We start from the raw sequence: 23,937 nt of genomic DNA, 5'->3' as shown, positions 1-23,937 counted from the left end.
CCCCCGCAATGGCGACGTCCTCCGCCACCCCCTCCGCCGCCAACCAGGCCATTCTGGCCGGTGGCTGCTTCTGGTGCACCGAAGCGGTGTTCCGCGACGTGATCGGTGTTTCGAACGTGGAAAGCGGCTATATCGGCGGCACGAGCGAAAATCCCACGTACAAGCAGGTGTGCAGCGGCACGACCGGTCATGCCGAAGCGATTCGCGTGACGTTCGATCCCGCCATGATCGACTATAGCCAGCTGCTCGACATCTTCTTTGCCACCCATGATCCGACGCAGCTCAACCGCCAGGGCAACGATGTCGGCACGCAATACCGCTCGGCGTTGTTTCCGCTCGATGCCGTGCAGGAGGAGGAAGCCAAGGCAGGGATCGCCCGCGCGCAGGCCGAGCGCGATGCGCCGATCGTCACCAGCATCGAGCCGGTGGCTCCGTGGTATCCGGCCGAGGATTACCACCAGGAGTATTGGGAAGGCGAAGGCCAGCGCAACCCCTATTGCCTGGCAGTGATCCCGCCCAAGCTGATGAAGCTGCGCAAGAGCTTTGCCGCGAAGGTGAAGGGGTAATCGCGTAGGGTGGAGCAAGGTTTCCACCACCCCCAACCCCCTCCTTGCGAAGAGGAGGGGGCTAGTTTTTAGCGGGTTACTGGGCGTCGAGGCCGTAGGCGGTGTGCAGGATGCGCACGGCCAGTTCCACCTCGTCGGCATCGATCAGCACCGAAACCTTGATTTCGCTGGTCGAGATCGCCTGGATATTGATGCCGCGATCGGCCAGCGACTTGAACATCGTGCTGGCAACGCCAGCGTGGCTGCGCATGCCCACGCCCACCACGGAAACCTTGGCGACCTTGCTGTCGGCAATCAGGCGATACCAGCCAATCTGGTCCTTGCGCTCTTCCAGCAGGGCCTGGGTGCGGGCAAGATCAGCCTGCGGGCAGGTGAAAGTCACATCCGTCTCGCCCTTGTCCTTGGCGATGTTCTGGATAATCATGTCGACGTTGATGTTGGCTTCGGCCAGCGGCGCAAAGATCGAGGCGACCGCGCCGGGGCGATCCGCGATCCGCGTGAGAGTGACCTTGGCCTCGTTCTTGTCGGCGGCGATGCCGGTGATCAGCTGGCGTTCCATTTCGTACCCTTCCAGTTCCTCGTCCGCGACGATCATCGTGCCGGGGATGGTGTCGGCGGCCGGCGCATCGTCGTCGATGAAGGATGACAACACCTGCACCCGCACGTTCTCCTTCATCGCAAGCGAGACGGAGCGGGTTTGCAGAACCTTGGAACCGACCGAGGCCAGTTCCAGCATTTCTTCATAGGTCACGGCCTTGAGCTTGCGCGCCTTGGCCACGATGCGCGGGTCGGTGGTATAGACCCCGTCCACGTCGGTATAGATATCGCAGCGGTCGGCGCCGATCGCGGCGGCCACGGCCACGGCCGAGGTATCCGATCCGCCACGGCCCAGCGTGGTGATGCGGTTGCTCTCGGTCAGCCCCTGGAAGCCAGGGATCACGGCGATTTCGCCCGCACCCATGCTGGCCAGCAGTTCGGCCGAATCGATGCCTTCGATGCGCGCCTTGGAGAAAGCATCGTCGGTGCGCACCGGCAATTGCCAGCCCAGCCACGAGCGCGCCTTGCAGCCCAGCGCCTGGAGATGCATGGCCAGAAGGCCCGAGGTCACCTGCTCGCCGCTGGCCACCACAACATCGTATTCCGCCGGATCATAGAGCGCGCTGGCTTCGCGGCAGAAGTTGACCAGGCGATCGGTTTCCCCGGCCATGGCCGAAACCACCACCGCCACTTCATGGCCGGCGGCCTGCTGGCGCTGCACGATCCGCGCGACGCGGCGGATTCGCTCGGTTCCGGCCATCGAGGTGCCGCCGAATTTCATCACGATCCGGGCCAACGCTTGTGCTCCTGTCCACCTGCCAAAAGAAAGAATCTTGCCCGCATAGCCCATGGACCATGCGAAAGCGGCGCTTTAGGGAGGTGGCATGAGCAATGCAACATCCTTGAACGCCCAGACCATCCGCCCGGAAGAAGCCGCCCATTTCGGCAAGTTGGCGGCCGACTGGTGGGACCCGAAGGGCCAATCGGCCATGCTCCACCGTCTCAATCCCGTGCGCCTGGCCTTCATCCGCGCCGCGATCGATACGCATTTCGGCGCCGATCCCCGCGCTTTGCGCCCCCTGGCGGGCAAGCGCGCGCTGGATGTGGGCTGCGGCGCGGGCCTCTTGGCAGAGCCGCTGTGCCGCATGGGCGCGGATGTCACCGCAGTGGATGCAGCGGCGGAAAACATCGCGGCCGCGCGCGCCCATGCCGAGGGAGCGGGCCTGGCGATCGACTATCGCCATGGCGAACTGGGTGACCTCGGCCTGGCCGGGTTCGACCTCGTCACCTCGATGGAAGTGATCGAGCATGTGGCCGACAAGCCCGCTTTCGTGGCGGCGCTGGCAGCAACGTTGGGCCAGGGCGGGTTGATGGTGCTCTCCACCCCCAACCGCACCCCCGCCTCGCGCCTGTTGATGATCGAAGCGGCCGAGCGCCTGGGCATGGTGCCGCGCGGTACGCACCACTGGGACGATTTTATCACGCCGCTCGAACTGCACGACCTCCTCGAAGCCGCCGGCCTCAAGATGGGTAACCCGCAGGGCATCGCCTGGAACCCGGCCAAGGGCCTGCACCTGTCAGACGATCTGGCGCTCAACTATATCGTCACGGTCACGCCGGCCTGAGTCACATAGGGCTCAGCGCAGCTTCCCATTCGGCCTGCTTGAAGCCCACAAGCAGGCCGCCGGGATGCTCCACGATCGGCCGCTTGATCAGCGAGGGCTGCGCCACCATCAGGGCCACGGCCTTGGCGGTGGTAAGGTCGGCCTTGTCTTCCTCGGGCAGCTTGCGGAACGTGGTGCCGGCCTTGTTGAGCACCTTGTCCAGCCCGGCCGCCGCCACCCAGCGCGCCACCTGGCCTGCATCGGCGCCCTGCTTCTTGTAATCGTGGAACGTGTAGGCCAGCCCCTGCCCATCAAGCCAGGTACGCGCCTTTTTCACGGTGTCGCAGTTAGGGATGCCATAGACGGTCAGGCTCATGCCTTGGTCCTCTCGAAATGGTGGATACGGCTGGGGGTGCCGGCGAACAGGGTATAGCTTTCGTAGTAATCAGACCGGCCGCGGGCTTGCACCTGCGCGTGATCGGCCTGGGTACGCCAGGCACGCGCCGCCGCTTCGCTGTCCCATTCCGACAGGGCGATCACTTCGCCATCGTCGGCGACATAGGATTTGAAGCTGCGGAAGCCGGGCTGGCGGCGCGCCAGGTCGTCCATCGCCTGGGCATCGGCGGCATAGGCGGCGGCGTCGATGCCGGCGTGCTTGCGGTTGCGAAAGACGACGAGGTACATGGGCCAAGCGCCTTAGTGCGCCGCGCCGCCATCGACCAGTGGACATTTCCCGCGCCATAAGACAGAGCGCTGGCCCCATGAGCATCAATTCCTTCGGACACCTGTTCCGCTTCACCACCTGGGGGGAAAGCCATGGGCCGGCGCTGGGCGCCGTGGTGGATGGCTGCCCGCCCGGGCTGGCGATCGATGAAGGGATGATCCAACCCTATCTGGACGCGCGCCGGCCGGGCCAGTCGCGCTTTACCACCCAGCGCAACGAGCCCGACCAGGTCAAGATCCTGTCGGGCGTGTTCGAAGGGCGCACCACCGGCACCCCGATCAGCCTGATGATCGAGAACACCGACCAGCGCTCCAAGGACTATTCCGAGGTGGCCAAGGCCTATCGCCCGGGCCATGCCGACTATGCCTATGATGCCAAGTACGGCTTTCGCGACTATCGCGGCGGCGGGCGGTCTTCGGCACGCGAAACTGCGGCACGCGTGGCTGCGGGCGGCGTGGCGCGGCTGGTGATCCCGGAAGTGACAATCCTGGCCTGGGTCAGCGCGATCGGTGGCGATGCCATCGACATGGCCAATTTCGATGCCGCGCAGATCGGCCAGAATCCGTTCTTCTGCCCCGATGCCCAGGCCGCCGCGCGCTGGGAAGCCCTAGTGGACAAGGCGCGCAAGGCCGGCTCTTCGCTGGGCGCGGTGGTGGAATGCGTGGCCACGGGCGTGCCCGCCGGCTGGGGCGCGCCGCTCTATGCCAAGCTGGACGCCGAACTCGCCCATGCGATGATGGGCATCAACGCGGTCAAGGGCGTAGAAATCGGCGATGGCTTTGCTGCGGCCGCCAATACCGGCGAAGGCAATGCCGATCCGATGCGCCCGCGCAGCGATGGCGGCAACCCCACCCGCGTGACTGGCCCGGAATTCCTGGCCAACCATGCCGGCGGCATTGCCGGGGGCATTTCCACCGGCCAGCCGGTGACAGTGCGCGTGGCGTTCAAGCCAACGTCCTCGATCCTAACCCCCATGCCCACGATCACCCGCGACGGCGAGGCGACCGACCTGTTCACCAAGGGCCGTCACGACCCGTGCGTGGGCATTCGCGGCGTGCCGGTGGTGGAAGCGATGATGGCGCTGGTTCTGGCCGACCAGAAGCTGCTGCATCGCGGCCAGTGTGGCTGAACGGGTCCAGGCGAAGTCTGTACGCTCCCGATACGATCCATTCAGACTGGGAACATCCTGAAAGGCGCAGACGTTTTTTCCTACGTTGAGGACCTAACGCAGGAAGAACACGATGCTAGCCAAACTGACCAAGATCGCTGGCGTGGCCCTGGCCGCCGCGCTGCTTACCCCCGCTGCCGCGCAGGCGCATCCGCAAGGTTGGGAGCACAGCCACCGCGGAGATCACCGCGGCTGGGACAATCGGGGCTGGAACAACCGCGGCTGGGACCATCGCGGTGATCGCCGTCGCTGGGAACACCGCCGGTGGGAGCGCCATGGCTATGCCCGCGATTGCCGCATCGTGTGGCGCCACCACGAACGCGTGCGCATCTGCCGCTAAGCGCGGATCGCAAACCTGACCACATTCAGGCGGGCGGCGTGTACCAACACGCCGCCCGCTGTTGCATGCGGCTCGCCGGTTAAAGCCCCTTCCCGCCCAGCTTCCAGGTCAGCTGTAGATAGAAGCTGCGTCCCACGCCATCGAACCACGAGATGTCGTAATAGGGATAGCTGCCATAAGTGCGATCGACATTGGGGCTGGTATCGAACAGGTTGGTCACCGTGCCCGAAACCTGGACATGGTCGGTGATTTTGTACTGGGCCGAAAGGTTGAAGGTGGTCGTCGGCTTGATGAACGCCGTTTCGTCATAATTGGGCAGGCGGCCGAGCATCTGGCCCTGCAGCGTGGTCGTGAACTTGCCGTTGACCAGGGTGAGGCTGGCCGTGCCCTTGTCACGCGGGATGTCGTAGCCGCTGTCATAGGCCAGCTTGTTGATCACCGCGTCGCCGGCATACTGGCGGAACGTGTGATTGAACACATAGGTGTATCCCAGTGCAAAGCTGAGGAAGCCCAGCCCCTGGATTTCCGAAGCGCGCCAGTGGAACGCCACGTCGATGCCGTCGGTCTGTTCACGCGCCACGTTGATCGGGTTGACGTAAACGCCCTGAAGCTGCCCCGCGAACGCGCCCGAGCCATAGCGCTGCACCCGCGCGATGGCATCGAGGCAGGTGGGTGAACTGGCATTGACCGCCGCGCCCGAGGCTGTTTCGCCCAGCACGCAATCGGATTCGCGGCGCAGCAGTTCATCCTTGCTGAGATCCAGCACCTGGTTTTCCAGGGTGACCTTGAAGTAATCGACCGAAACATCGACCGCGCGATCCGGCTGCCAGAACACCCCGGCGTTGATCGACTTGCTGGTTTCGGGCTTGAGCGCGCGGTTGCCGCTGCGGTGGCTGGTAATGCCAACCTCGTAATCGTCGCACTGGCTATAGGTGGCGCCGGCATTCTCGCGCCGGCAGGTCAGGTAATCGGTGCCGTCGGGGTGGGTATCGCCATTGCCCGAGAACACATAGTGCAGATCGGGCGCGCGAAAGCCGGTGCCCATCGCGCCGCGCAGCAGCAGGCGGCTGGTCGGGCGCAGTTCTGCCCCGAGGTTCCAGGTGGCCTTGCCAAAGCTGTTGTCGACCACGTGGAAATGGTCATAGCGCGCCGCGCCCGAGAGCTGCAGGAACGAGAGCACCGGCACGCGCAGTTCGCCGCCCAGCGCCCAGTGGCGGCGGCTGCCCTTGCCGTCGCTGTCGGTCAGGCCAACGTAATAGTGCTCCAGCGCCTTGGGATCGGGGCGCAGGTCATAGCCCTGCCCGCCATATTCGCCCACCAGCGCCACGCCCACAGCCCCTGCCGGCAGGCGCAGGACTTCGCCGTTGGTCAGGCTGAAAGCGAGGTTGTCGGTATAGGAACGCGGGTGATAGATCGCGTTTTCGGTGATCGAATTGTACTGCGATGTGGTGAGCGGGGTGTAGAACCGCGCCGGATCGGCGGAGAACACCGCATAGCCGCTATCGGGGTCAACCCCCTGCTGCTGGCCCAGGAAAAAGGCATTGGCCTTGGAGATCACCACCTGCGGGAACGATACCTTGCTGCGGTATTCCGAGTGGTTGAACGACAGCTCATAAGCCCAGGCCTGGTTCTTGCCGAACTTGCCGCGCAGGCCCGGCGTGACCGTGAAGCTGACCGAGCGGTTGCGCGTCATGCCGTTGCGCAGGCCGCCCATTTCCTCGGGCGTGAACTGGCGATACCAGTTGTCCAGCTTGGTGGGATTGAGGCTGGTGGGCATCTGCGTGTTGTAGAACGTGCCCTCCTGGTTACCGTCGGCGGTTTCGTAATACCAGGTCAGCACATCGGGCAGCAGCGCCACCTTGCTGTAGCTGGCCTGGAAATCGGTGAACAGTTCCATGCCATTAGGCAGGTCGAGCCCGATCGCGCCAAAGGCGTTCACCGATTTGCGCTCTGAAATCATCGTACCGTAGGCGACCGAGCTGTTCGAGCCGCAGTAATAGCCCGGCCCGCCATCGGCGCCATAGCGCGGGCGGCTGGCGCGGAACGTGCTGCCGCCGTTGAGGCCCGACAGGCTGGCGCAGGTTGCCGCGCCGGGATCGAGATAGTCGGTATATTCATCGGTGCGCAGGAACGTGCGGCGCGCCAGCCCGCCAACCGGATCGTCCAAGACCGAATCCTGCCGCGCCCGCTGATACTGCCACAGCGGCTTTTGATAGAGGCCTTCCACCCCAATCACGCCATGAAACGCGCCGGCATTCCAGCCGGTGGTCAAGGTCAGCCGGTGCGAGGCGCCGCCGCCGTGCTGCGTATCGCCATAGCGATAGTCGATCCGCGTGCCATCGACGCTTTTCTTGAGCTGGAAATTGACCACGCCCGAAATCGCGTCCGAGCCATAGATCGCCGAGGCGCTGCCGCTCAACACTTCCACCCGCTCGATCAGGCCGACGGGAATGTTGGAAATGTCGGTGAAATTGCTCTGCCCGTTGAAAGGCAGGGGAAAATCGGCAATCCGCCGCCCGTTGACCAGCACCAGGGTGTGGTTGGGACCAAGCCCGCGCAAGTCCACCTGCTGCGCGCCGGGCGTGAAGGCCGCGCCATTGCCCGATTGCTGGCTTTGCGTTTCGCCGCCATTTTGCGTGAGCGCGCGCAGCAGATCGGGTACCGACTGATAGCCATTGCGCAGGATGTCCTGCGCGGTCACGGCGGTGACCGGCGCGGGCCCTTCCATTTCCACGCGCGGAATGCGGCTGCCCAGCACGACGATCGCGCTTTCGGGAGCCGGGGTATCGTCCGCCTGGGACGCGACCGGCAATTGCGTGATAGACGCTGGCGCTTCCTGCGCATGGCCCGCGCCTGCCACGGCCAAGGCACTCATGGCACCACCCGCAATCAACCAAACCCTGGAAATGCGCATTATTGACAGCCCCCTGTGATCGCGCTTCGATAGGGGCTTATGGTTACAAGCAAATCCTATTTGCAACCATAATTCGCCAAACAATACAGTATCAATCGCAACTGTTACACGCTAACCACAGCAAAAGATGGCATATCAAGGGGCACGGGAATGCAGTTCTGGCGCATGGGATTGATCACAGTGGCAGGCGCACTGGCGCTGGCCAGCGGCGCGGCAGGCGCCTCGGAAGCAGGCTATACCCGCTATGTCATCGGTGATCTTGCCGCCCCTACCCCGGCCAAGGTAGCACCGGGCCTGCTGCTGGCCGGCGGTGGCGAATGGGACAGCGATGCTTTCCGCTGGTTCGTGGCGCAGGCCGGGCATGGCCATATCGTGGTGCTGCGGGCATCGGGCGCAGGCGATGCCGGCGATGAGTTCATGCACAGCATCGGCGGCGTCACTTCGGTCGAAACCTTCGTGTTCGATGATCGCAAGGCGGCAAGCGACCCGGCCGTGCTCGCCGCCGTGGCCAAGGCCGATGGCGTCTATATCGCCGGGGGTGACCAGGCACGCTATGTGCGCTTCTGGCAGGGCACGCCGCTGGCCACCGCGCTCGACCGGCTGGCTGCCAGCGGGCACCCGATCGGCGGCACCAGTGCTGGCTTGGCGATCCTGGGCGCGCATGTCTATGGCGCGATGGACGGCGGCAGCGCCACCTCGGGCCCGGCCTTGCGCGATCCCCTGGGCGAAGGCGTGACGATGGTGGAGGATTTCCTGCACCTGCCGCGCATGGACCATGTCGTCACCGATACCCATTTCACCCGGCGTGATCGTCTCGGCCGCCTGATCGCCTTTGTGGCCAAGACCCGCGCGACCACCGCCGACAAGGCCGCCGTGGGCCTGGGCGTGGATGAAGGCGCCTCGCTGATCGTCGATGGCGCGGGCAAGGCACGGCTCAAGGGGCCGGCCGGCACCTATGCCTGGCTGGTGCAGCCGGTCGGCGCGCCCGGTGCCAAGCCAGGCCAGCCGCTCGATTGGCCGGCGATCAAGGTGACCGGGATTGGCCCTGACAGCGTGCTGGACCTCGGCACCCTGGCGGTTACGGCGCCGGCCTTTGCCGGCACTGCCAGCGTCAAGCAGGGCAAGCTGGCCGGCGTACCCTATCCCGCCGATGCCGGCTGGTCGCTGGCCATTCACGGTGGCGCGGGCGCCGCGCCGCGCGGGGAAACCACGCCGGCCGAAGATGCCTCGTATCGCGCCGGGCTCAAGGCCGCGCTGGCCGCCGGATCGGCCGTACTCAAGGCCGGCGGATCGAGCCTGGATGCCGTGGAAGCGGCCGTGCGCGTGATGGAAGACGATCCGCAGTTCAACGCCGGGCGCGGCGCGGTGTTCGATGCCGAGGGCAAGAACCAGCTGGACGCCGCGATCATGGACGGCAGCACTGGCGAAGCCGGCGCCGTGGCGGCGCTGACCACCACCAAGAACCCGATCCGCGCCGCGCGCGCCGTGATGGAGCATTCCCGCCACGTGCTGCTGGCCGGCGCGGGCGCCGACCAGTTTGCCCGCGAACAGGGCATCGAGCAGGTCGATCCCAAGTACTTCTTCACGCAAAAGCGCTGGAACGACTATCTGGAATGGAAGAAGGAGCATGTCAGCGCGCTGTCGCCGCGTGTGCTCGATGCCACGCCGCGGCCCGAGCACCGCTATGGCACCGTTGGCGCGGTCGCGCGCGATGTCCACGGCCACCTTGCTGCTGCCACGTCCACCGGCGGCCTGACCGGCAAGCGCTGGGGCCGGATCGGCGATTCCCCGCTGATCGGCGCGGGCACTTACGCGATCGATGGCAATTGCGCGGTGTCTGCCACCGGCACGGGTGAATACTTCATCCGCCAATCCGCCGGCCGCCAGGTGTGCGACCGTATCGCCTGGCGCGACGAAAAGGTGGGCGAAGCGGCGCAGGACACGATCGACGAAATCGCCGAAATCGGCGGTGATGGCGGGCTGATCGCGATGGACCGCGATGGCCACGTGGGCTTTGCCCTCAACACCGCCGGCATGTTCCGCGGCTCGATCAGCAGCAAGCAGGCGCCCGAAGTGGCGATCTACGCGGACGAAAAGCCGGTGCATCCCTGATCTTTTGCTCCCCCTCCTCTGAAGAGGAGGGGGCTTTTTGCCCAAACTTAGTCCAGGTTAGGCCGCAGCCAGCGTTCGGCCACAGCCAGATCCACCCTGCGCCGCGCGGCATAATCGGCCAGTTGATCGCGGCCGATGGTGGCCACGCCGAAATACTGGCTGTCCGGGTGGGCGAAATAGAAGCCCGAGACCGCCGCCGTGGGCAGCATGGCCTGGCTTTCGGTAAGGACGATCCCGGCATTGCCCGGCGCATCGAGCAGGTCGAACAGGATCGGCTTGAGGCTGTGGTCGGGGCACGCCGGATAGCCGGGCGCGGGGCGGATGCCGCGATATTCCTCGCGGATCAGCGCCTCGTTGGTCAGCTGCTCGCCCGGCGCATAGCCCCACAGCGTGGTACGAACGTGACTGTGCAGGCGTTCGGCAAAGGCCTCGGCAAAGCGATCGGCCAGCGCCTTGAGCAGGATGTCGGAATAGTCATCATGCCCGGCCTGGAAGCGGGCCAGGTGCGGCTCGATCCCATGGATGCCCACGGCAAAGCCGCCCAGCCAGTCGCCCGCCGGATCGATGAAATCCGCCAGGCAATAGTTGGCGCGGCCCCGGCTCTTGGCAAACTGCTGGCGCAGGAATGGCAGGCGCACCATCTGCTCGTCATCGTCGGGATGCAGCACCACATCGTCACCATGGCGCGCCGCCGGCCAGAACCCGCAGACGCCCTTGGCGGTCAGCCACTTTTCGGCAACGATCTTGTCGAGCATGGCGCGGGCATCGGCATAGAGGCTGCGCGCGCTCTCACCCACCACGGCATCGTCGAGGATCGCCGGATAGGTGCCCGCCAGTTCCCAGGCGCGGAAGAACGGCGTCCAGTCAAAGCATTCGACCAGATCGGCCAGATCCCATTCGGAGAACACGTGCAGCCCGGGCTGCGCCGGCGGCGCTGGCTTGTGTGCAAATTCGGCGACAAAGCCATTGGCGCGCGCGTCTTCGAGGCTGAGCAGCTTGGAGCCGCCCTTGCCCGCGCGGGCATCGCGCACGTGCTGGTATTCGTCGGCCGTGGCGGCGATGAAACCTTCGGCCTGGGTATCGGACAAGAGCTGGCTGGCCACGCCCACGGCGCGGCTGGCGTCGAGCACGTGGACCACCGGGCCATCATAGGCCGGATCGATGCGCAGCGCGGTGTGCACCTTGCTGGTGGTGGCGCCGCCGATCAGCAGTGGAATGGTCATGCCGGCGCGTTGCATTTCCTCGGCCACGGTCACCATCTCGTCGAGCGAGGGGGTGATCAGGCCGGACAGGCCGATGATATCGGCGTCCTGCTCGCGCGCGGTGTCGAGGATCTTGGACCACGGCACCATGACGCCGAGGTCAATCACTTCATAGCCATTGCACTGGAGCACGACGCCGACAATGTTCTTGCCGATATCGTGCACGTCGCCCTTGACCGTGGCCATGACGATGCGGCCCTTGGGGCGCGCGCCGGCCTGCTTTTCCGCCTCGATATAGGGGATCAGGTGCGCGACGGCCTTCTTCATCACGCGGGCCGATTTCACCACCTGCGGCAGGAACATCTTCCCCGAGCCGAATAGGTCGCCGACCGTGTTCATGCCCTCCATCAGCGGGCCTTCGATCACCTCGATCGGGCGCCCGCCGCGCGCGGCAATCGCGGCGCGGGCTTCCTCGGTGTCTTCCACGATGTACTGGTCCATGCCCTTGACCAAGGCATGTTCCAGGCGGCGCACCACGTCCCAGCCGCGCCATTCCTCGGCGGCCTTTTCGGCGGCCTTGTCCTTGCCCTTGAAGCTTTCGGCCAGCGCGATGAGGCGCTCGGTCGCGTCAGGGTGACGCATCAGCAGCACGTCTTCGCAGGCATCGCGCAAGACCGGGTCGATCTGGTCATAGATGTCGAGCTGCCCGGCATTGACGATGGCCATGTCCATGCCGGCGGGAATGGCGTGATAGAGGAACACCGAGTGCATGGCGCGGCGCACCGTCTCGTTGCCGCGGAAGCTGAACGAGAGGTTCGACAGGCCGCCCGAGATATGGACGTGCGGGCAGCGTTCCTTGATCTCGCGCGTCGCCTCGATGAAATCGAGGGCGTAGCGATCGTGCTCCTCGATCCCGGTGGCCACGGCAAAGACGTTGGGATCGAAGATCACGTCTTCGGGCGGAAAGCCGATGCCCATGAGCAGATCATAGGCGCGGCAGCAGATTTCCACCTTGCGCTCGCGCGTGTCGGCCTGGCCCTTTTCGTCAAAGGCCATGACGACCACGGCGGCGCCATAATCCATGCACAGGCGGGCATGGTGGAGGAACGCGTCTTCGCCTTCCTTCATCGAGATCGAATTGACGATCGGCTTGCCCGACACGCACTTGAGGCCCGCCTCGATCACCTCCCACTTGGAGCTGTCGATCATCACCGGCACCCGCGCGATGTCGGGCTCTGCCGCGATCAGCTTGAGGTAGGTGGTCATCGCCTCGACCGCGTCGAGCAGGCCCTCGTCCATGTTGACGTCGATGATCTGCGCGCCGTTTTCCACCTGCTGGCGCGCGACTTCCACCGCCTTGGCATAGTCGCCCGCCAGGATCAGCTTCTTGAACGCGGCCGAGCCGGTGACATTGGTGCGCTCGCCCACATTGACGAAACGCGAGCCGGAATTGGTCATCCCGGTGGTGTTCTGTTCGGTCATCACTTGATCATCACAAACGGTTCGAGGCCGGCAAGGCGGGTGAGCGGTTCGGGCTGGGCTAGGCTGCGCGGCGCCAGGCCGGCAACCTTGCGCGCCATGGCGGCGATATGCGCGGGCGTGGAACCGCAGCAGCCACCCAGTACGTTGACCTGGCCCGCCACGGCCCATTCGCCAACGAGGCCAGCGGTCGTGTCGGGCTCTTCGTCATACTGGCCCAGTTCGTTGGGCAGGCCGGCGTTGGGATAGATCATGATCAGCGTGTCGGCGGTTTCGGCCAGGGTTTTGACATGAGGGCGCAATTGGGTGGCGCCGAACGAGCAGTTGAGGCCCACGGTCACCGGGCGGGCATGGCGCACGGCATACCAGAATGCCTCCACCGTGTGGCCCGACAGGTTGCGGCCCGAAAGATCGGTCAGCGTCATCGACAGCATGATCGGCACTTCGCGGCCCAGTTGCCGCTCCAGTTGCTTGACCGCCATGATCGCGGCCTTGCAGTTGAGCGTGTCGAACACGGTTTCGACCAGGATGAAATCGGCACCGCCTTCGACCAACGCCTCGGCCTGCTCGCGATAGACCTCGACCAGGAAATCCCAGTCGATCTCGCGATATCCGGGATCGTTGACATCGGGCGAAAGCGACAGCGTCTTGTTGGTCGGGCCGATGGCGCCGGCCACAAAGCGCGGGCGACCATCGCGCGCGGCAAATTCATCGGCAACGCGGCGGGCCAGGGCCGCCGATTGCAGGTTGATCTCGCGCACGAGGTGTTCAGCGCCATAATCGGCCTGGCTGATGCGGTTGGCCGAAAAGGTATTGGTTTCGGCAATATCGGCACCGGCCTCGAAATAGGCGCGGTGAATCGCCTCGGGCACGTCCGGCCGCGTCAGCGCCAGGATATCGTTGTTGCCCTTCTGGTCGTGGGTCAGGCCCAGGCTGCCGGCATAATCCGCCTCGGTCAGCTTGCGGTTCTGGATCTCGGTGCCAAAGGCGCCATCGGTGATCAGGATACGCTGGTGCGCCTGATCGAGCAGCGCGGCGCGCGCCTGGCTGGGGGCAAGATCGGTCATGCGGCATTCTCCAGGCCGGCGGCGCCGTGCGGGCGGCGGCCCAACAGATGGCAGATGGCATAGCTCAGCTCGGCACGGTTGAGCGTGTAGAAGTGGAAATCGCGCACGCCACCGGCATAGAGGCGGCGGCAGAACTCGGCCGAAACCGTGGCCGCCACCAGCTGGCGCGAGGCCGGGTGGGTGTCGAGCCCTGCGAACAGGCTTTCCAACCAGGCTGGCAGTGCCGCGCCACAGGCAGCGGCAAACTTGCGCGTCTGGGCAAAGTTGGACACCGGCAGAATGCCCGGCAGTACCGGCGCATCGATCCCGGCCGCAGCCAGCTTGTCCTGGAAACGGAAGAAGGTTTCCGGCTCGAAGAAGAACTGGCTGATCGCGCGGCTCGCACCGGCATCCAGCTTGCGCTTGAGATTGTCGATATCCGCTTCCTGGCTGGGCGAATCCGGGTGGCATTCGGGATAGGCCGCCACCGAAATATCGAACGGGGCAATCGTCTTGAGCCCGGCCACCAGTTCGGCGGCATTGGCATAGCCATCGGGGTGCGGGGTAAACGGCACGCCAGGCGCGCCCATGTCACCGCGCAGGGCGACAATATGGCGCACGCCCGCTTCCCAATAGGCTTCGGCCACGGCGCGGATCTCGGCCTTGCTGGCATCGACGCAGGTAAGATGCGCGGCGGCCGGCAGGCGCGCCTCGCGGATGATGCGCGCCACCGTGTCATGCGTGCGATCGCGGGTGGAGCCGCCAGCGCCATACGTCACCGAGACGAATTCGGGCTGCAGCGGCGCCAGGGTCTGCACCACGTCCCACAGCTGTGCCATCAGCGCATCGGTCTTGGGCGGAAAGAATTCGAAGCTCACCCGGATATCGCCGGGCAGGCCGGCAAACAGCGGGGTATCGAGCGCGGTGCGCGCCTCGCGCAGCTGGTCGTAGCGGGTCATGGGTCTCAGCTCTTGGTAAAGGCGGAAGAGGGGGGCGCCGCAGCGGCAGCGGGATCGCGGCGCCGGGCGGTCCACAGCTTGACGATCAGTTCGTGCCCGGCCAGCGCCTGTTCGGCGAGCGGGGTAAACCCGGCATCGCCCAGCAGCTTGGCCATCTGCGCATCGGAAAAGCCCAGGCGGGCATGGGCATGGGCCAGGCGCAATTCCTCGCGATCGTGCGCGGCAAAATCGACCACGGCAATGCGCCCGCCCGGGGCGGTGACGCGCGCGGCCTCGGCCAGCACGGCCTCGGGTGCCAGGGCATAGTGCAGCACCTGGTGGAACAGCACCGTGTCGAACCCGCCATCGGCAAACGGCAGCGACAGGAAATCGCCCTGCACCAGATCGACCTGTCCGGCCGGCAGGCCCTGCAGCCGCGTGCGCGCCAAGCGCAGCATTTCCGGGCTCTTGTCGAGCGCAGTGACATGGCTAGCACGCGGGGCGAGCAATTGCGCCATGCGCCCGGTGCCGGTGCCAACGTCGAGCAGGTGGCCGAGCGGCTGGCCCGCGCCGGCCGCATCAAGCAAGCCGATCAGCGCGGCTTCCACCGGGCCATCGGCGATGTGCAGGCTGCGCAGCTGGTCCCAATCGGCGGCGTGGCGAGCAAAGTATTCGGCCGCGCTGGCCTCGCGCGTGGCGCGGATCGCGTCGAGATGCTGGCGATCCTCGCGCACTTCGCGGGCGAAATCAGCGTCCTCCGCCTCGGCCGCGGCAAGCACGCGGGCCAGTGCCGTGCCAAGCGCGGAGGGCGCCCCGCGCCGCGCGGTTTCCTCGGCAATGGCCGCGCGCAGGAACACCCAGCCACCCTCGCGCCGCCGCTCGGCCAAGCCCGCATCGCACAGGATTTTTACATGGCGCGAAACGCGCGGCTGGCTTTGCCCCAAGACCTGCGCGAGTTCGCCCACGGCCAGTTCCATGCTGGCCAGGAGGCGCATGATGCGCAGGCGCGTGGGATCGGCCAGGGCGCGCAAGGATTCGAGCAGGTTCATGAGCAGTGCCATATAAAGCAACCTTTATATCGGTCAATCCATATAAAGAGTTCTTTATATCCGTAAGCAAGCCTTACGAACGGCGCTGATCCACCAAGGATGCCCAGCCAAGTTTGCCATTGGCTTGACACTGGCGCGCCGGTAATACCCATAGGGCAAGTTTCGGCCATGCGCCGACAGGAACGAACAAGGAAGCCCCCACGATGAAGAAGCTCTTCCCGACGGCCATTGCTGGCGCTGCCCTGGTTGCCGCCGCGCTGTCGCTCTCCGCCTGCGGCCGCTCGGACGATGCCTCGACGGAAGCCTCGCCCGACAACGTGGAAATGCCGGCTGACGAACTGCCCGCCACCGACGTTTCGGCTGCCGCCCCGGCCCCGGTCGATGCCCCCGCCGCCGATCCCAGCGCGGCCGCGCAAACCGCCGAAGACGCCGCACGCAGCGCCGCCGACAATGCCGCCGCCGCAGCCGACGCTGCCAAGGCAGCCGCCGCAGCAGCCGAAGCGGGCGACGCTGGCGCCAACGGTGGCGCCAACAGCAACCCCAAGATGTAACAGGCCAACGGCGCGAAGCGGTGCCTCACACCCTTCGTGCCAGCCTGCCCCTGATCTGACCATGCGCGCATTTCTGGCCCTTGCCCTCATGCTGCCGCTGGCGGCCTGCCAGCAAGACAGCGACCCCGGCCCCGGCGGCGTGACCCGCGGCGAAGCCCGCGCGCTCGATGAAGCCGCCACCATGCTCGACAGCCGCCCGGCCCCGCCGCCGCTGGTCGATGCCACCGTACCGGCCGACGCGGCATCAGCGACGCCTTAGGAAGATGTTTCGCGCAGAGGCGCTGAGGCGCAGAGATTTCCATTATCTCTGCGCCTCAGCGCCTCCGCGCGAACAATAATGCGTCTGAAATTGCCCGCTCGAGTAAGTTCTCGCATTTTGCGCAACCAGAACAGCTGGACCCCGGATCAAGTCCGGGGTGACGATGAGTTTTTACTTCATCTGTATTTTCTCGTCACCCCGGACTTGATCCGGGGTCCAGCTTGATGACGCGCGCCATGTCTGTCGTCACCGCGCCAACAACCGCCAGTCATCAATTCCAGCTAACTGCGTCGGTGCGGATCGCCTCACCGACAAATCGCTTAAACCTCCAGCGAGCAACCGCCGCAATCGTCGGTTTCGACCTGGATCGTGGTGTGGCCGATGCCGAAATCATGCTCCAGATCGTGTGCCACATGGGCCAGGAATGCGTCGCCTGGGTGGCCCTGCGGCATGATCAGGTGCGCGGTCAGCGCGGTTTCGGTGGTGCTCATCGGCCAGATGTGCAGATCGTGCACCCGCGCCACGCCCGGCATGGCGGCCAGCGCGGCACTGACCTTGTTCGGATCGATCCCCGGGGGCACGGCCTGAAGACCCAGCTTGAGCGAGTCGCGCGCCAGACCCCAGGTGCCCACGGCAATCACCACCACGATGACCAGGCTGGTCAGCGGGTCGATCCAGGTCCAGCCGGTCATCGCCATGGCGAGGCCCGCCAGCACGACACCTGCTGAAACCGCCGCGTCGGCGGCCATGTGCAGATAGGCGCCGCGCAAGTTGATATCGTGCTTGCTGCCGCGCATGAACAGCAGCGCGGTGAAGGTATTGATGACGATGCCGATCGCCGCGACGATCATCACCGGGCCGGGCGACACCGCCTCTGGCTCCATCAGACGGCGCACGCTTTCGACCAGGATCGCGCCCAGCGCCACCAGCAGCAGCGCGGCATTGCCGAGCGCGGCCAGGATCGAGCTGGACTTGAAGCCATAGGTGAAGCGGCCCTGCGGCGGCCGCGCCGAGAGCACGCTGGCGCCCCAGGCCATGAACAGGCTCAGCACGTCGGACAGGTTGTGCCCGGCATCGGCGACCAGCGCCATCGAGCCGCTGACGATGCCATAGCCACCCTCGACCACCACGAACGCGGTGTTGAGCGCAATCCCCAGGGCAAAGGCGCGGCCGAAACTGGCCGGCGCATGGCTGTGCCCTGGGCCATGGTGGTGGCCGTGGTCGTGCCCGTGGTCATGAGCATGGGCGTGGTGGTGATCGTGGTGATGGCCGGCAGACATGGCGCCGGCTTAGCCACAAAAATCGCGCCGGCAAAATGAATTGCCGGCCATTTGCGTCACCCCTGGCGCCACCGCGCGGCAAAGAACCCGTCGATCCCGCCTTCGCTCGCCAGCATACCGGGGTCGCTGCGCAGCCATCCCTGCGGCGTGGGCGCGATACCCGCAGGCAATTCGCCATCCTGGATCGGCGCCGGATCGAGACCGGCAAAGGCGGCAGCCTGCGCCTCGCCCTCGGCCGGTTCGAGCGAGCAGGTGGCATAGACCAGCGTGCCGCCCGGCCGCAGCCAGGCAGCGCTGCGAGCCAGCATCTGCGCCTGCAACGCGGTCAATTCGTCCATCGCGGCCAGGCGATGCAGCACATCGGGATGGCGGCGGCAGGTGCCCGTGGCGCTGCACGGCGCATCGAGCAGCACGGCATCGAACGGTTCATCGGGCTGCCATTTCAGCGCATCGGCCTGCACCACCGTGGCCGTCAAGCTGGTGCGCGCCAGGTTGGCCGACAGCCGCTCCAGCCGGCGCGCCGACTTGTCGAGCGCGGTGACGGTCCAGCCGGCGGCGGCCAGTTGCATGGTTTTGCCGCCAGGCGCGGCACAGAGATCGAGCACGCGCCGCCCCTCGCCTGCGCCGAGCAGCCGCGCCGGCAGGCTCGCCGCCAGGTCCTGCACCCACCACGCGCCCTCGGCAAAACCGGGCAGGCTCTCCACCGCCTGGCCGCGCGGCAGGCGAACATGGCCGGGCAACAGCGACAGCCCGCCCAGCTCCTCCACCCAACGCGCGGTTTCGCCTGCGTCGCGCAGGCTGAGATCGAGCGGCGGCGGCGTGGCGATGCCGGCGGCGATCGCGGCGGTACGGCCGGGCCAGGCCTGATCCCAGCGCGCGGCCACGGCCGGCGGCAGGGTGGGCGCATCAGGCAGCGCCGCCCCACGCTTGAGCAGCGCGGAAAACACCCCATGGGCCAGGCGGCGCGGACCGCCCATCAGCAGCGGCAGGCCCGTGGCGATCACCGCATGCGGCGGCAGGCCCAGGCGCAGCGCCTGCGCCAGCATCAGTTGCAGCACCGCGCGTGCCTTGGCATCGTCGGGCAGCACGGTCTGCGTTGCGCTGTCGATCAGGGCATCGAGATCGGGCAGCCAGCGCAGCGCCTCTTGCACGATAGCCATGGCCAGCGCGCGGTCATCGCCACGCTCGATCGCGCGCAGCACAGGGGGCGCGGCCTGGTCGAGCGGGTCGCCACGGCGCAACACGGCATCAAGCAGGCGCAGCGCGGCGCGGCGTGCGGGCACGCCGGGGGTCTCATCGGTCTGTCGGTTAGGGGCCATCCCCGCGCCTATCGCGCCTTATGCCCCATTTGGCAATTGCGCGCGGGGGCGCAAAGGCGCATGGCCTTGGCATGGACAAGCCGCTTCCCGCCAACCGGCAGCGCGCGACGCAGCGCCCCGCGCCCTTTGCCAAGCCCGCCCACTGGACCGATGCGCCGGCCCCGCCGCCGCGCGTGGCCGAGCCCACGCAAGACCCTGACGGCCTTGACCCAACCCGCTATGGCGATTGGGAAAAGAACGGGATTGCGATCGACTTCTGAACGGAGTGTCGGGCCGCCTCAGGCCAGGCCCAGGCGATCAGCATAGATCAGCCGACCGGCGGCCAGACGCCACAGCGCCTGGGTGAAATCCGCCTCGGGCAGCGCAAAGCAGCCATCACTGCGCCCGAGCTTGCCCCATTTGGCCAGCATGTCCGGGTTGGCATACCACGCCGGGTGCACCACGATCGCGCGGTCCTGCGCCATGTTGTTATCGGGATCGACCCCGGTAAGCCGGATCGAGCTGCCATATTTGCCGCGATACCATTCGTTGGTCACGAATGCCCCTCGCGAGGTCGCCAGGCTGTTGATCTGGTTCGAGAAGAACTTGAGAAAGCCATCGTGCTCGGGATCGGAGCCACGGCCATGGGCTACCAGGATCGAATCGACCCGGCCAGCCTGCAGATCGGCAAAGTGGAAGCGCGGCAGCGAAGAGGGCAGCGAGAAATCGGCAATGCCGACCACATCGGTGTGCCACAAGAGATTGGCCACGCGATCGCGCTGCTGGGCCGCCACATCGAGCACGCGGCGATGCTGCTGCGACATCGACCATGCCTGAGCAAACACGCGCGGTGCGCTGGCCACGCCGGCAAGCGCACCACCGGCGGCCACCATGCCGCGCAGCAGGCCGCGCCGTGACGTGCCTTCGGCGCGCGCACTGCCGGCTGCGGTGCCGGTCTTGTCTGCCAGATGCTGCTTCATATTCCGATCATGCCATGGTTTTCATGGGTGAAAGCTGAACAAGGTTACCACGGATCAACCTTGGCTCACAGCCCCCAGTTGCTGCAACGCAGCACTATCTACCCGCATGATCCGCCATTCGTCCATCATGCGTGCGCCCAGTGACCGGTAGAACGCGATCGACGGCGCATTCCAATCGAGCACCGACCATTCCAGCCGCGCACAGCCGCGCGCGATGGCCAGGCCGGCAAGCGCCTGGAGCAGGGCCTTGCCCAGCCCGGCGCCCCGCGCCTCGGGCCGCACATAAAGGTCTTCCAGATAAATTCCCGGCTTGCCTTCGAACGTGGAAAAGTTGTGAAAGAACAAGGCAAAGCCCTGCCCCACGCCGTCCTGCTCGGCCACCAGCACTTCGGCCATCGGGCGCGGCCCGAAAAGATGCTCGCCCAGCGTGGCTTCGTCAAAGCGCACCGCATGCGAGAGCTTTTCATAGGCGGCCAGATCGCGAATGAGCTGCGCCACCAGCGGCAGATCAGCGCGGGTGGCCGGGCGCACGAGACTGGTCATGGCGCCGGCACCAAGGCATCCACGCCGATCCAGATCGTCATTGGCTGGCCGCCCATAGGCGGCGTCGCGGTGATCACGGCATAGGCATGGCCACTGTCGCGCAACGTCGTTTCCTTCGTCACGGTAAAGCCCAGCAGGGCCAGCGCGGTGTCCTTTTCCGCCGCGCTCACCACATTCCAGGCGCGCTCGCGCGTTGCGCCGTCCTGGCCGCCGGTGATGCCGCGCAGGAGGATCAGGATCTGGGCGTGGCGCAGGCGCGCCTCATCGGCGCGGCCCAGGCGTGGCAGGGCCTGCTCTTCCAGATAGAGCGCATTGAGATTGAGCGGATCGATCGCGCGTTGCGCCTGCGCCATGGCCAGGCTGCGCGCGGGATCACGCTCGATCGTGGCCCAGGCCGATTGCGCCTGGTCCCATTCGGGCACGGTGCCGCCCAGACGGGCACGGTTCTGCCAGCGCAGCGCGCGTGCATCCACGCTGGCATCGCCCTGCTCGAACCGCGCCAGGCCGGCCTGAAACGCGTCCTGCGCCAAGGCTGGCCCGGCCGCGATGATCAGCGGCGCAGCCAGCAGCACCATGGCCGGCTTCACTCTGCCGGCTCGCCCACTTTGGCCGCAGCCGCATCGGCCGCCGCTTCCATCTCGGCCGCCTTGGCCTCGACCAGGGCGACGATATGATCGAGCATCTCTTCGGACTGCACGGTGTGATCGGTCACGCCCGAGAGATAGACCATGTGCTTGCCATTGCCGCCGCCGGTCAGGCCGATATCGGTTTCGCGCGCTTCGCCCGGGCCATTGACCACGCAGCCCAGCACCGAGAGCGAAATCGGCGTCTTGATATGCTGCAGCCGGGCTTCCAGCGCCTCGACCGTGCGGATCACGTCAAAGCCCTGGCGCGCGCAGCTGGGGCACGAGACCACGCGCACGCCGCGGGTCCGCAGGCCCAGGCTCTTGAGGATTTCAAAGCCGACGCGCACTTCCTCTTCCGGCTCGGCCGACAGCGAAACGCGCAGGGTGTCACCGATCCCGGCCCACAGCAGGTTGCCGATGCCGATCGCCGATTTGACCGTGCCGCCGATCAAGCCACCAGCCTCGGTAATGCCCAGGTGCAGCGGGCAATCGACCGCTTCAGCCAGGCCCATATAGGCCGATACCGCCAGGAACACGTCAGAGGCCTTCACCGCCACCTTGTATTCGTGGAAGTCGTGGTCTTGCAGCAGCTTGATATGATCAAGCGCGGATTCGACCAGCGCTTCCGGGCACGGCTCGCCATACTTTTCCAGCAGGTGCCGTTCCAGGCTGCCACCATTGACGCCGATGCGGATGGCACAGCCATTGGCCTTGGCCGCGCGCACCACTTCGGCCACGCGATCGGCCGAGCCGATGTTGCCGGGGTTGATGCGCAGGCAGGCAGCGCCCGCGTCAGCCGCTTCGAGCGCGCGCTTGTAGTGGAAATGGATGTCGGCGATGATCGGAATGCGCGATGCCTTCACGATCTTGCCCAGCGCCGCCGTGCTCGCCACGTCGGGGCAGGACACGCGGATCAGGTCCGCCCCGGCATCCTCGCAGCGGCGGATCTGGTCTATCGTCGCCACGGCATCTTCCGTGGGCGTGTTGGTCATGGTCTGGACGGTGATAGGGGCATCGCCCCCGACCGGCACGCTGCCCACCATGATCTGGCGGCTTTGGCGGCGCACGATGGTGCGCCAGGGACGGATCTCGCTCATGCTGCCGGCTTATACCGTGTGCCCCGCGCCATGGCCACCCGGCATGAAGGGTGATCAGAGCTTGCAGGCGTAAAGAAATTCCGGGTCGCAGTGGGTGCCCACCCAGAATTCGATATCGGCAATCTTTTCAAAGCCAAAGCGATGGTAAAAGCGCTGCGCATCGGGGTTGTCGCTATAGACCGTGAGCTGAATCTCGTCGGCGCCACGATCGCGCGCGGTGCCCATCGCCCAATCCATCAGCTGCCGCCCCAAACCGCCGCCGATGCAGGCGGGATCGGTGTAGAGCTGCTTCAATTCCAGCGGCCTTTGCGGGTGCGTATAGTCCCGCGGCAGCGTGCTATCGAGCACCAGCTTGCAGAACGCGACCAGCCGGCCATCATCCTCGATCACGGCGATGCGCATGCCCGGATCGGCGATCTGCCGCGCGGTGACGGCATCGCTGTGCGCCTCTTCCATGAAAGCGGCAAAGTCTTCGGGCTTGTAGAGATGCTCGAACTTGGCCGAAATCGCACGGCGGGCAAGGTCGGCCAGCGGCAGGGCATCAGCGGGGGTGGCAAGGCGCAGCGTGGTCATGCCAGGCTGCATAATGGCCTGGCGCGGCAATTGCTACCAATGGTTGCCTGCTGCCACGGCGCGCTTTTCCGCCGCCGAACTCACCCGGCCGAGCACGGCGTTGCGGTGAGGAAAGCGGCCAAAGCGCCAGACCATGCGCGCGTGCGCCACGGCAAAGCTGCGGATATAGCTGCTACCCAGCGCGGTGAAGCGGGCGACGCTTTCGCGCTGCACCACGCGGTCTTCGCTGTGCATCAGGGGCATCAGCAGGAATTGCCGCGCATCCCGGTCCAGCCCGCGGTCCCAGCCCCGGTGCAGGGCAACGCGGGTGAGCGCCAGGGCCAGATCGTCATAGGCAAAGGCCTGGGCGCTATCGCGAAAGGCATTGCGCGGCACCTGGTCGAACAGCAGCACCGCCGCGCGCAGCGTGTCACGGTCCTTGGCCAATTCGGTGAGCGGCTGCGCCGCGATCGGGCCCAGCAGGGGCGCGAAACGATCGGCGATCGCCGCGTCGATTGCGGGATCGTTGGCAAAACGGGCCTGGGGTGACAACGCACGGAACCAGAAATGCAGCAGATCCTGCGCCCAGAAACGCGGCGTCGTCACCATCGATTGGCCTATCCGTCAGTTCGCCTGCGCCACTTTGTCGGGCTTGGTATAGGGAATGAACTTGTCGAGCCCGACAAACCCGCGCCAGAAACCGCTGGTGCGATCGCGCAGTTGCACGGTGTCGATCGCGCAGAGTTCCGAACCGGTCAGCCGGGTGACCAGGATATCATCGCTGCGCAGCGATTCGGCGCCGGTGCGCGGCTTCTGGACATAGAGCGTGCGGCCCGAATCATAGACGATCGCGGTCTTGTCAAAGACCTGCGATCCGGCAACGGTGGGCATGTAGATGCAATCCACCGGCTTGCCCGGCACGCGCCCTTCCAGGCGCTTGTCCAGTTCCTGTTGCGGGGTCAGCCGCGGCTTGGCTTCGGCCATGGTTCCGGCCAGCGCCATGCTGCCCACGGCGAGCGAAAGAGCCAGCATTTTTGCCTGCTTCATCATGATTCGCCTCTTGGTCTTGCGT

Annotated in this window: 25 protein-coding genes; 8 read left to right on the top strand and 17 right to left on the bottom strand. The window is 66.1% G+C overall.

What is annotated here, in order from left to right:
• The first annotated feature begins 8 nt into the window (after positions 1-8).
• Entirely contained in the window at positions 9-566 is a 558-nt protein-coding gene (gene msrA / locus ABIC78_RS17965; RefSeq protein ID WP_354491105.1) for a peptide-methionine (S)-S-oxide reductase MsrA, read from the top strand.
• 76 nt (positions 567-642) lie between these two features.
• On the opposite strand, the gene ABIC78_RS17960 is transcribed toward msrA, so the two are convergent.
• Positions 643-1,899, bottom strand: a complete 1,257-nt coding sequence (locus ABIC78_RS17960; RefSeq protein WP_028657945.1) for an aspartate kinase — start codon at positions 1,897-1,899, stop codon at positions 643-645.
• Positions 1,900-1,987: 88 nt separating this feature from the next.
• On the opposite strand from ABIC78_RS17960, the gene ubiG reads away from it, so the two are divergent.
• A complete protein-coding gene (ubiG, locus tag ABIC78_RS17955; protein ID WP_354491103.1) occupies positions 1,988-2,728 on the top strand; it encodes a bifunctional 2-polyprenyl-6-hydroxyphenol methylase/3-demethylubiquinol 3-O-methyltransferase UbiG in 741 nt (246 codons plus the stop codon).
• Between the two features lies 1 nt (position 2,729).
• On the opposite strand, the gene ABIC78_RS17950 is transcribed toward ubiG, so the two are convergent.
• On the bottom strand, positions 2,730-3,083 hold the full coding sequence (locus ABIC78_RS17950; RefSeq protein WP_354491101.1) for an arsenate reductase: 354 nt from the start codon (positions 3,081-3,083) through the stop codon (positions 2,730-2,732).
• A complete protein-coding gene (locus tag ABIC78_RS17945) occupies positions 3,080-3,391 on the bottom strand; it encodes an antibiotic biosynthesis monooxygenase family protein (protein ID WP_354491099.1) in 312 nt (103 codons plus the stop codon). Before ABIC78_RS17945 ends, ABIC78_RS17950 begins: the two co-directional genes overlap by 4 nt.
• A gap of 77 nt (positions 3,392-3,468) precedes the next feature.
• Here ABIC78_RS17945 and aroC point away from each other — a divergent pair, with 77 nt between their 5' ends.
• Both aroC and ABIC78_RS17935 read left to right on the top strand, forming a co-directional pair.
• On the top strand, positions 3,469-4,560 hold the full coding sequence (gene aroC / locus ABIC78_RS17940) for a chorismate synthase (RefSeq protein ID WP_169049531.1): 1,092 nt from the start codon (positions 3,469-3,471) through the stop codon (positions 4,558-4,560).
• Positions 4,561-4,672: 112 nt separating this feature from the next.
• Positions 4,673-4,939, top strand: a complete 267-nt coding sequence (locus ABIC78_RS17935; RefSeq protein WP_354491097.1) for a hypothetical protein — start codon at positions 4,673-4,675, stop codon at positions 4,937-4,939.
• Positions 4,940-5,018: 79 nt separating this feature from the next.
• Here ABIC78_RS17935 and ABIC78_RS17930 read toward each other — a convergent pair whose 3' ends face one another.
• Positions 5,019-7,814 (bottom strand): TonB-dependent receptor plug domain-containing protein, encoded by a 2,796-nt coding sequence (locus ABIC78_RS17930; RefSeq protein WP_354491095.1) that lies wholly within the window; start codon positions 7,812-7,814, stop codon positions 5,019-5,021.
• Between the two features lie 204 nt (positions 7,815-8,018).
• Between ABIC78_RS17930 and ABIC78_RS17925 the strand changes: the two genes are divergently transcribed.
• Entirely contained in the window at positions 8,019-9,965 is a 1,947-nt protein-coding gene (locus ABIC78_RS17925; protein WP_354491093.1) for an isoaspartyl peptidase/L-asparaginase, read from the top strand.
• A 47-nt stretch (positions 9,966-10,012) separates the two neighbouring features.
• Here the strand turns inward: ABIC78_RS17925 and metH are convergent, their stop codons facing one another.
• Genes metH through ABIC78_RS17905 form a run of 4 tightly spaced genes read right to left on the bottom strand, consistent with a single transcriptional unit; the run spans position 10,013 to position 15,691 of the window.
• The gene (metH, locus tag ABIC78_RS17920; protein ID WP_502915690.1) at positions 10,013-12,649 is read right to left on the bottom strand and encodes a methionine synthase; all 2,637 of its coding nucleotides are present in this window, start codon (positions 12,647-12,649) and stop codon (positions 10,013-10,015) included.
• Positions 12,649-13,713, bottom strand: coding sequence for a homocysteine S-methyltransferase family protein (locus ABIC78_RS17915; RefSeq protein WP_354491091.1), 1,065 nt, complete (start codon positions 13,711-13,713; stop codon positions 12,649-12,651). The genes metH and ABIC78_RS17915 overlap by 1 nt, the downstream gene beginning before the upstream one ends.
• Complete coding sequence (metF, locus tag ABIC78_RS17910; RefSeq protein WP_354491089.1) at positions 13,710-14,651, bottom strand: methylenetetrahydrofolate reductase [NAD(P)H]; 942 nt, start codon at positions 14,649-14,651, stop codon at positions 13,710-13,712. The genes ABIC78_RS17915 and metF overlap by 4 nt, the downstream gene beginning before the upstream one ends.
• Positions 14,652-14,656: 5 nt before the next feature.
• Entirely contained in the window at positions 14,657-15,691 is a 1,035-nt protein-coding gene (locus ABIC78_RS17905; protein WP_354491087.1) for an ArsR/SmtB family transcription factor, read from the bottom strand.
• A gap of 191 nt (positions 15,692-15,882) precedes the next feature.
• On the opposite strand from ABIC78_RS17905, the gene ABIC78_RS17900 reads away from it, so the two are divergent.
• Positions 15,883-16,230 (top strand): hypothetical protein, encoded by a 348-nt coding sequence (locus ABIC78_RS17900; protein ID WP_171795167.1) that lies wholly within the window; start codon positions 15,883-15,885, stop codon positions 16,228-16,230.
• A 61-nt stretch (positions 16,231-16,291) separates the two neighbouring features.
• On the top strand, positions 16,292-16,489 hold the full coding sequence (locus ABIC78_RS17895) for a hypothetical protein (protein ID WP_054132702.1): 198 nt from the start codon (positions 16,292-16,294) through the stop codon (positions 16,487-16,489).
• A gap of 320 nt (positions 16,490-16,809) precedes the next feature.
• Here ABIC78_RS17895 and ABIC78_RS17890 read toward each other — a convergent pair whose 3' ends face one another.
• Positions 16,810-17,769, bottom strand: coding sequence for a cation diffusion facilitator family transporter (locus tag ABIC78_RS17890; RefSeq protein ID WP_062786881.1), 960 nt, complete (start codon positions 17,767-17,769; stop codon positions 16,810-16,812).
• A 56-nt stretch (positions 17,770-17,825) separates the two neighbouring features.
• On the bottom strand, positions 17,826-19,088 hold the full coding sequence (locus ABIC78_RS17885; protein ID WP_171795543.1) for an RsmB/NOP family class I SAM-dependent RNA methyltransferase: 1,263 nt from the start codon (positions 19,086-19,088) through the stop codon (positions 17,826-17,828).
• Positions 19,089-19,159: 71 nt separating this feature from the next.
• Here ABIC78_RS17885 and ABIC78_RS17880 point away from each other — a divergent pair, with 71 nt between their 5' ends.
• On the top strand, positions 19,160-19,348 hold the full coding sequence (locus ABIC78_RS17880; protein ID WP_028658353.1) for a DUF1674 domain-containing protein: 189 nt from the start codon (positions 19,160-19,162) through the stop codon (positions 19,346-19,348).
• A gap of 18 nt (positions 19,349-19,366) precedes the next feature.
• On the opposite strand, the gene ABIC78_RS17875 is transcribed toward ABIC78_RS17880, so the two are convergent.
• The 7 genes from ABIC78_RS17875 to ABIC78_RS17845 are packed head-to-tail and all read right to left on the bottom strand — an operon-like array spanning position 19,367 to position 23,912.
• Complete coding sequence (locus ABIC78_RS17875) at positions 19,367-20,047, bottom strand: murein L,D-transpeptidase catalytic domain-containing protein (protein WP_354491083.1); 681 nt, start codon at positions 20,045-20,047, stop codon at positions 19,367-19,369.
• Between the two features lie 54 nt (positions 20,048-20,101).
• Positions 20,102-20,590 (bottom strand): GNAT family N-acetyltransferase, encoded by a 489-nt coding sequence (locus tag ABIC78_RS17870; protein ID WP_354491081.1) that lies wholly within the window; start codon positions 20,588-20,590, stop codon positions 20,102-20,104.
• Positions 20,587-21,165: a DUF4919 domain-containing protein gene (locus ABIC78_RS17865; protein WP_167542908.1), complete on the bottom strand. Its 579-nt coding sequence runs from the start codon at positions 21,163-21,165 to the stop codon at positions 20,587-20,589. Before ABIC78_RS17865 ends, ABIC78_RS17870 begins: the two co-directional genes overlap by 4 nt.
• 8 nt (positions 21,166-21,173) lie before the next feature.
• On the bottom strand, positions 21,174-22,313 hold the full coding sequence (ispG, locus tag ABIC78_RS17860) for a flavodoxin-dependent (E)-4-hydroxy-3-methylbut-2-enyl-diphosphate synthase (protein WP_062786895.1): 1,140 nt from the start codon (positions 22,311-22,313) through the stop codon (positions 21,174-21,176).
• A 54-nt stretch (positions 22,314-22,367) separates the two neighbouring features.
• Positions 22,368-22,886, bottom strand: a complete 519-nt coding sequence (locus ABIC78_RS17855) for a GNAT family N-acetyltransferase (protein WP_354491078.1) — start codon at positions 22,884-22,886, stop codon at positions 22,368-22,370.
• Positions 22,887-22,919: 33 nt separating this feature from the next.
• Entirely contained in the window at positions 22,920-23,474 is a 555-nt protein-coding gene (locus ABIC78_RS17850) for a DUF924 family protein (protein ID WP_054132698.1), read from the bottom strand.
• 15 nt (positions 23,475-23,489) lie between these two features.
• Positions 23,490-23,912: a hypothetical protein gene (locus tag ABIC78_RS17845; RefSeq protein WP_022678142.1), complete on the bottom strand. Its 423-nt coding sequence runs from the start codon at positions 23,910-23,912 to the stop codon at positions 23,490-23,492.
• Positions 23,913-23,937 lie beyond the last annotated feature (25 nt).

The organism is Novosphingobium sp. 1529, assembly GCF_040544855.1.
In the GTDB taxonomy this organism is placed as follows: Bacteria; Pseudomonadota; Alphaproteobacteria; order Sphingomonadales; family Sphingomonadaceae; genus Novosphingobium; species Novosphingobium capsulatum.
This window is presented reverse-complemented; position numbering and strand designations above follow the sequence as displayed.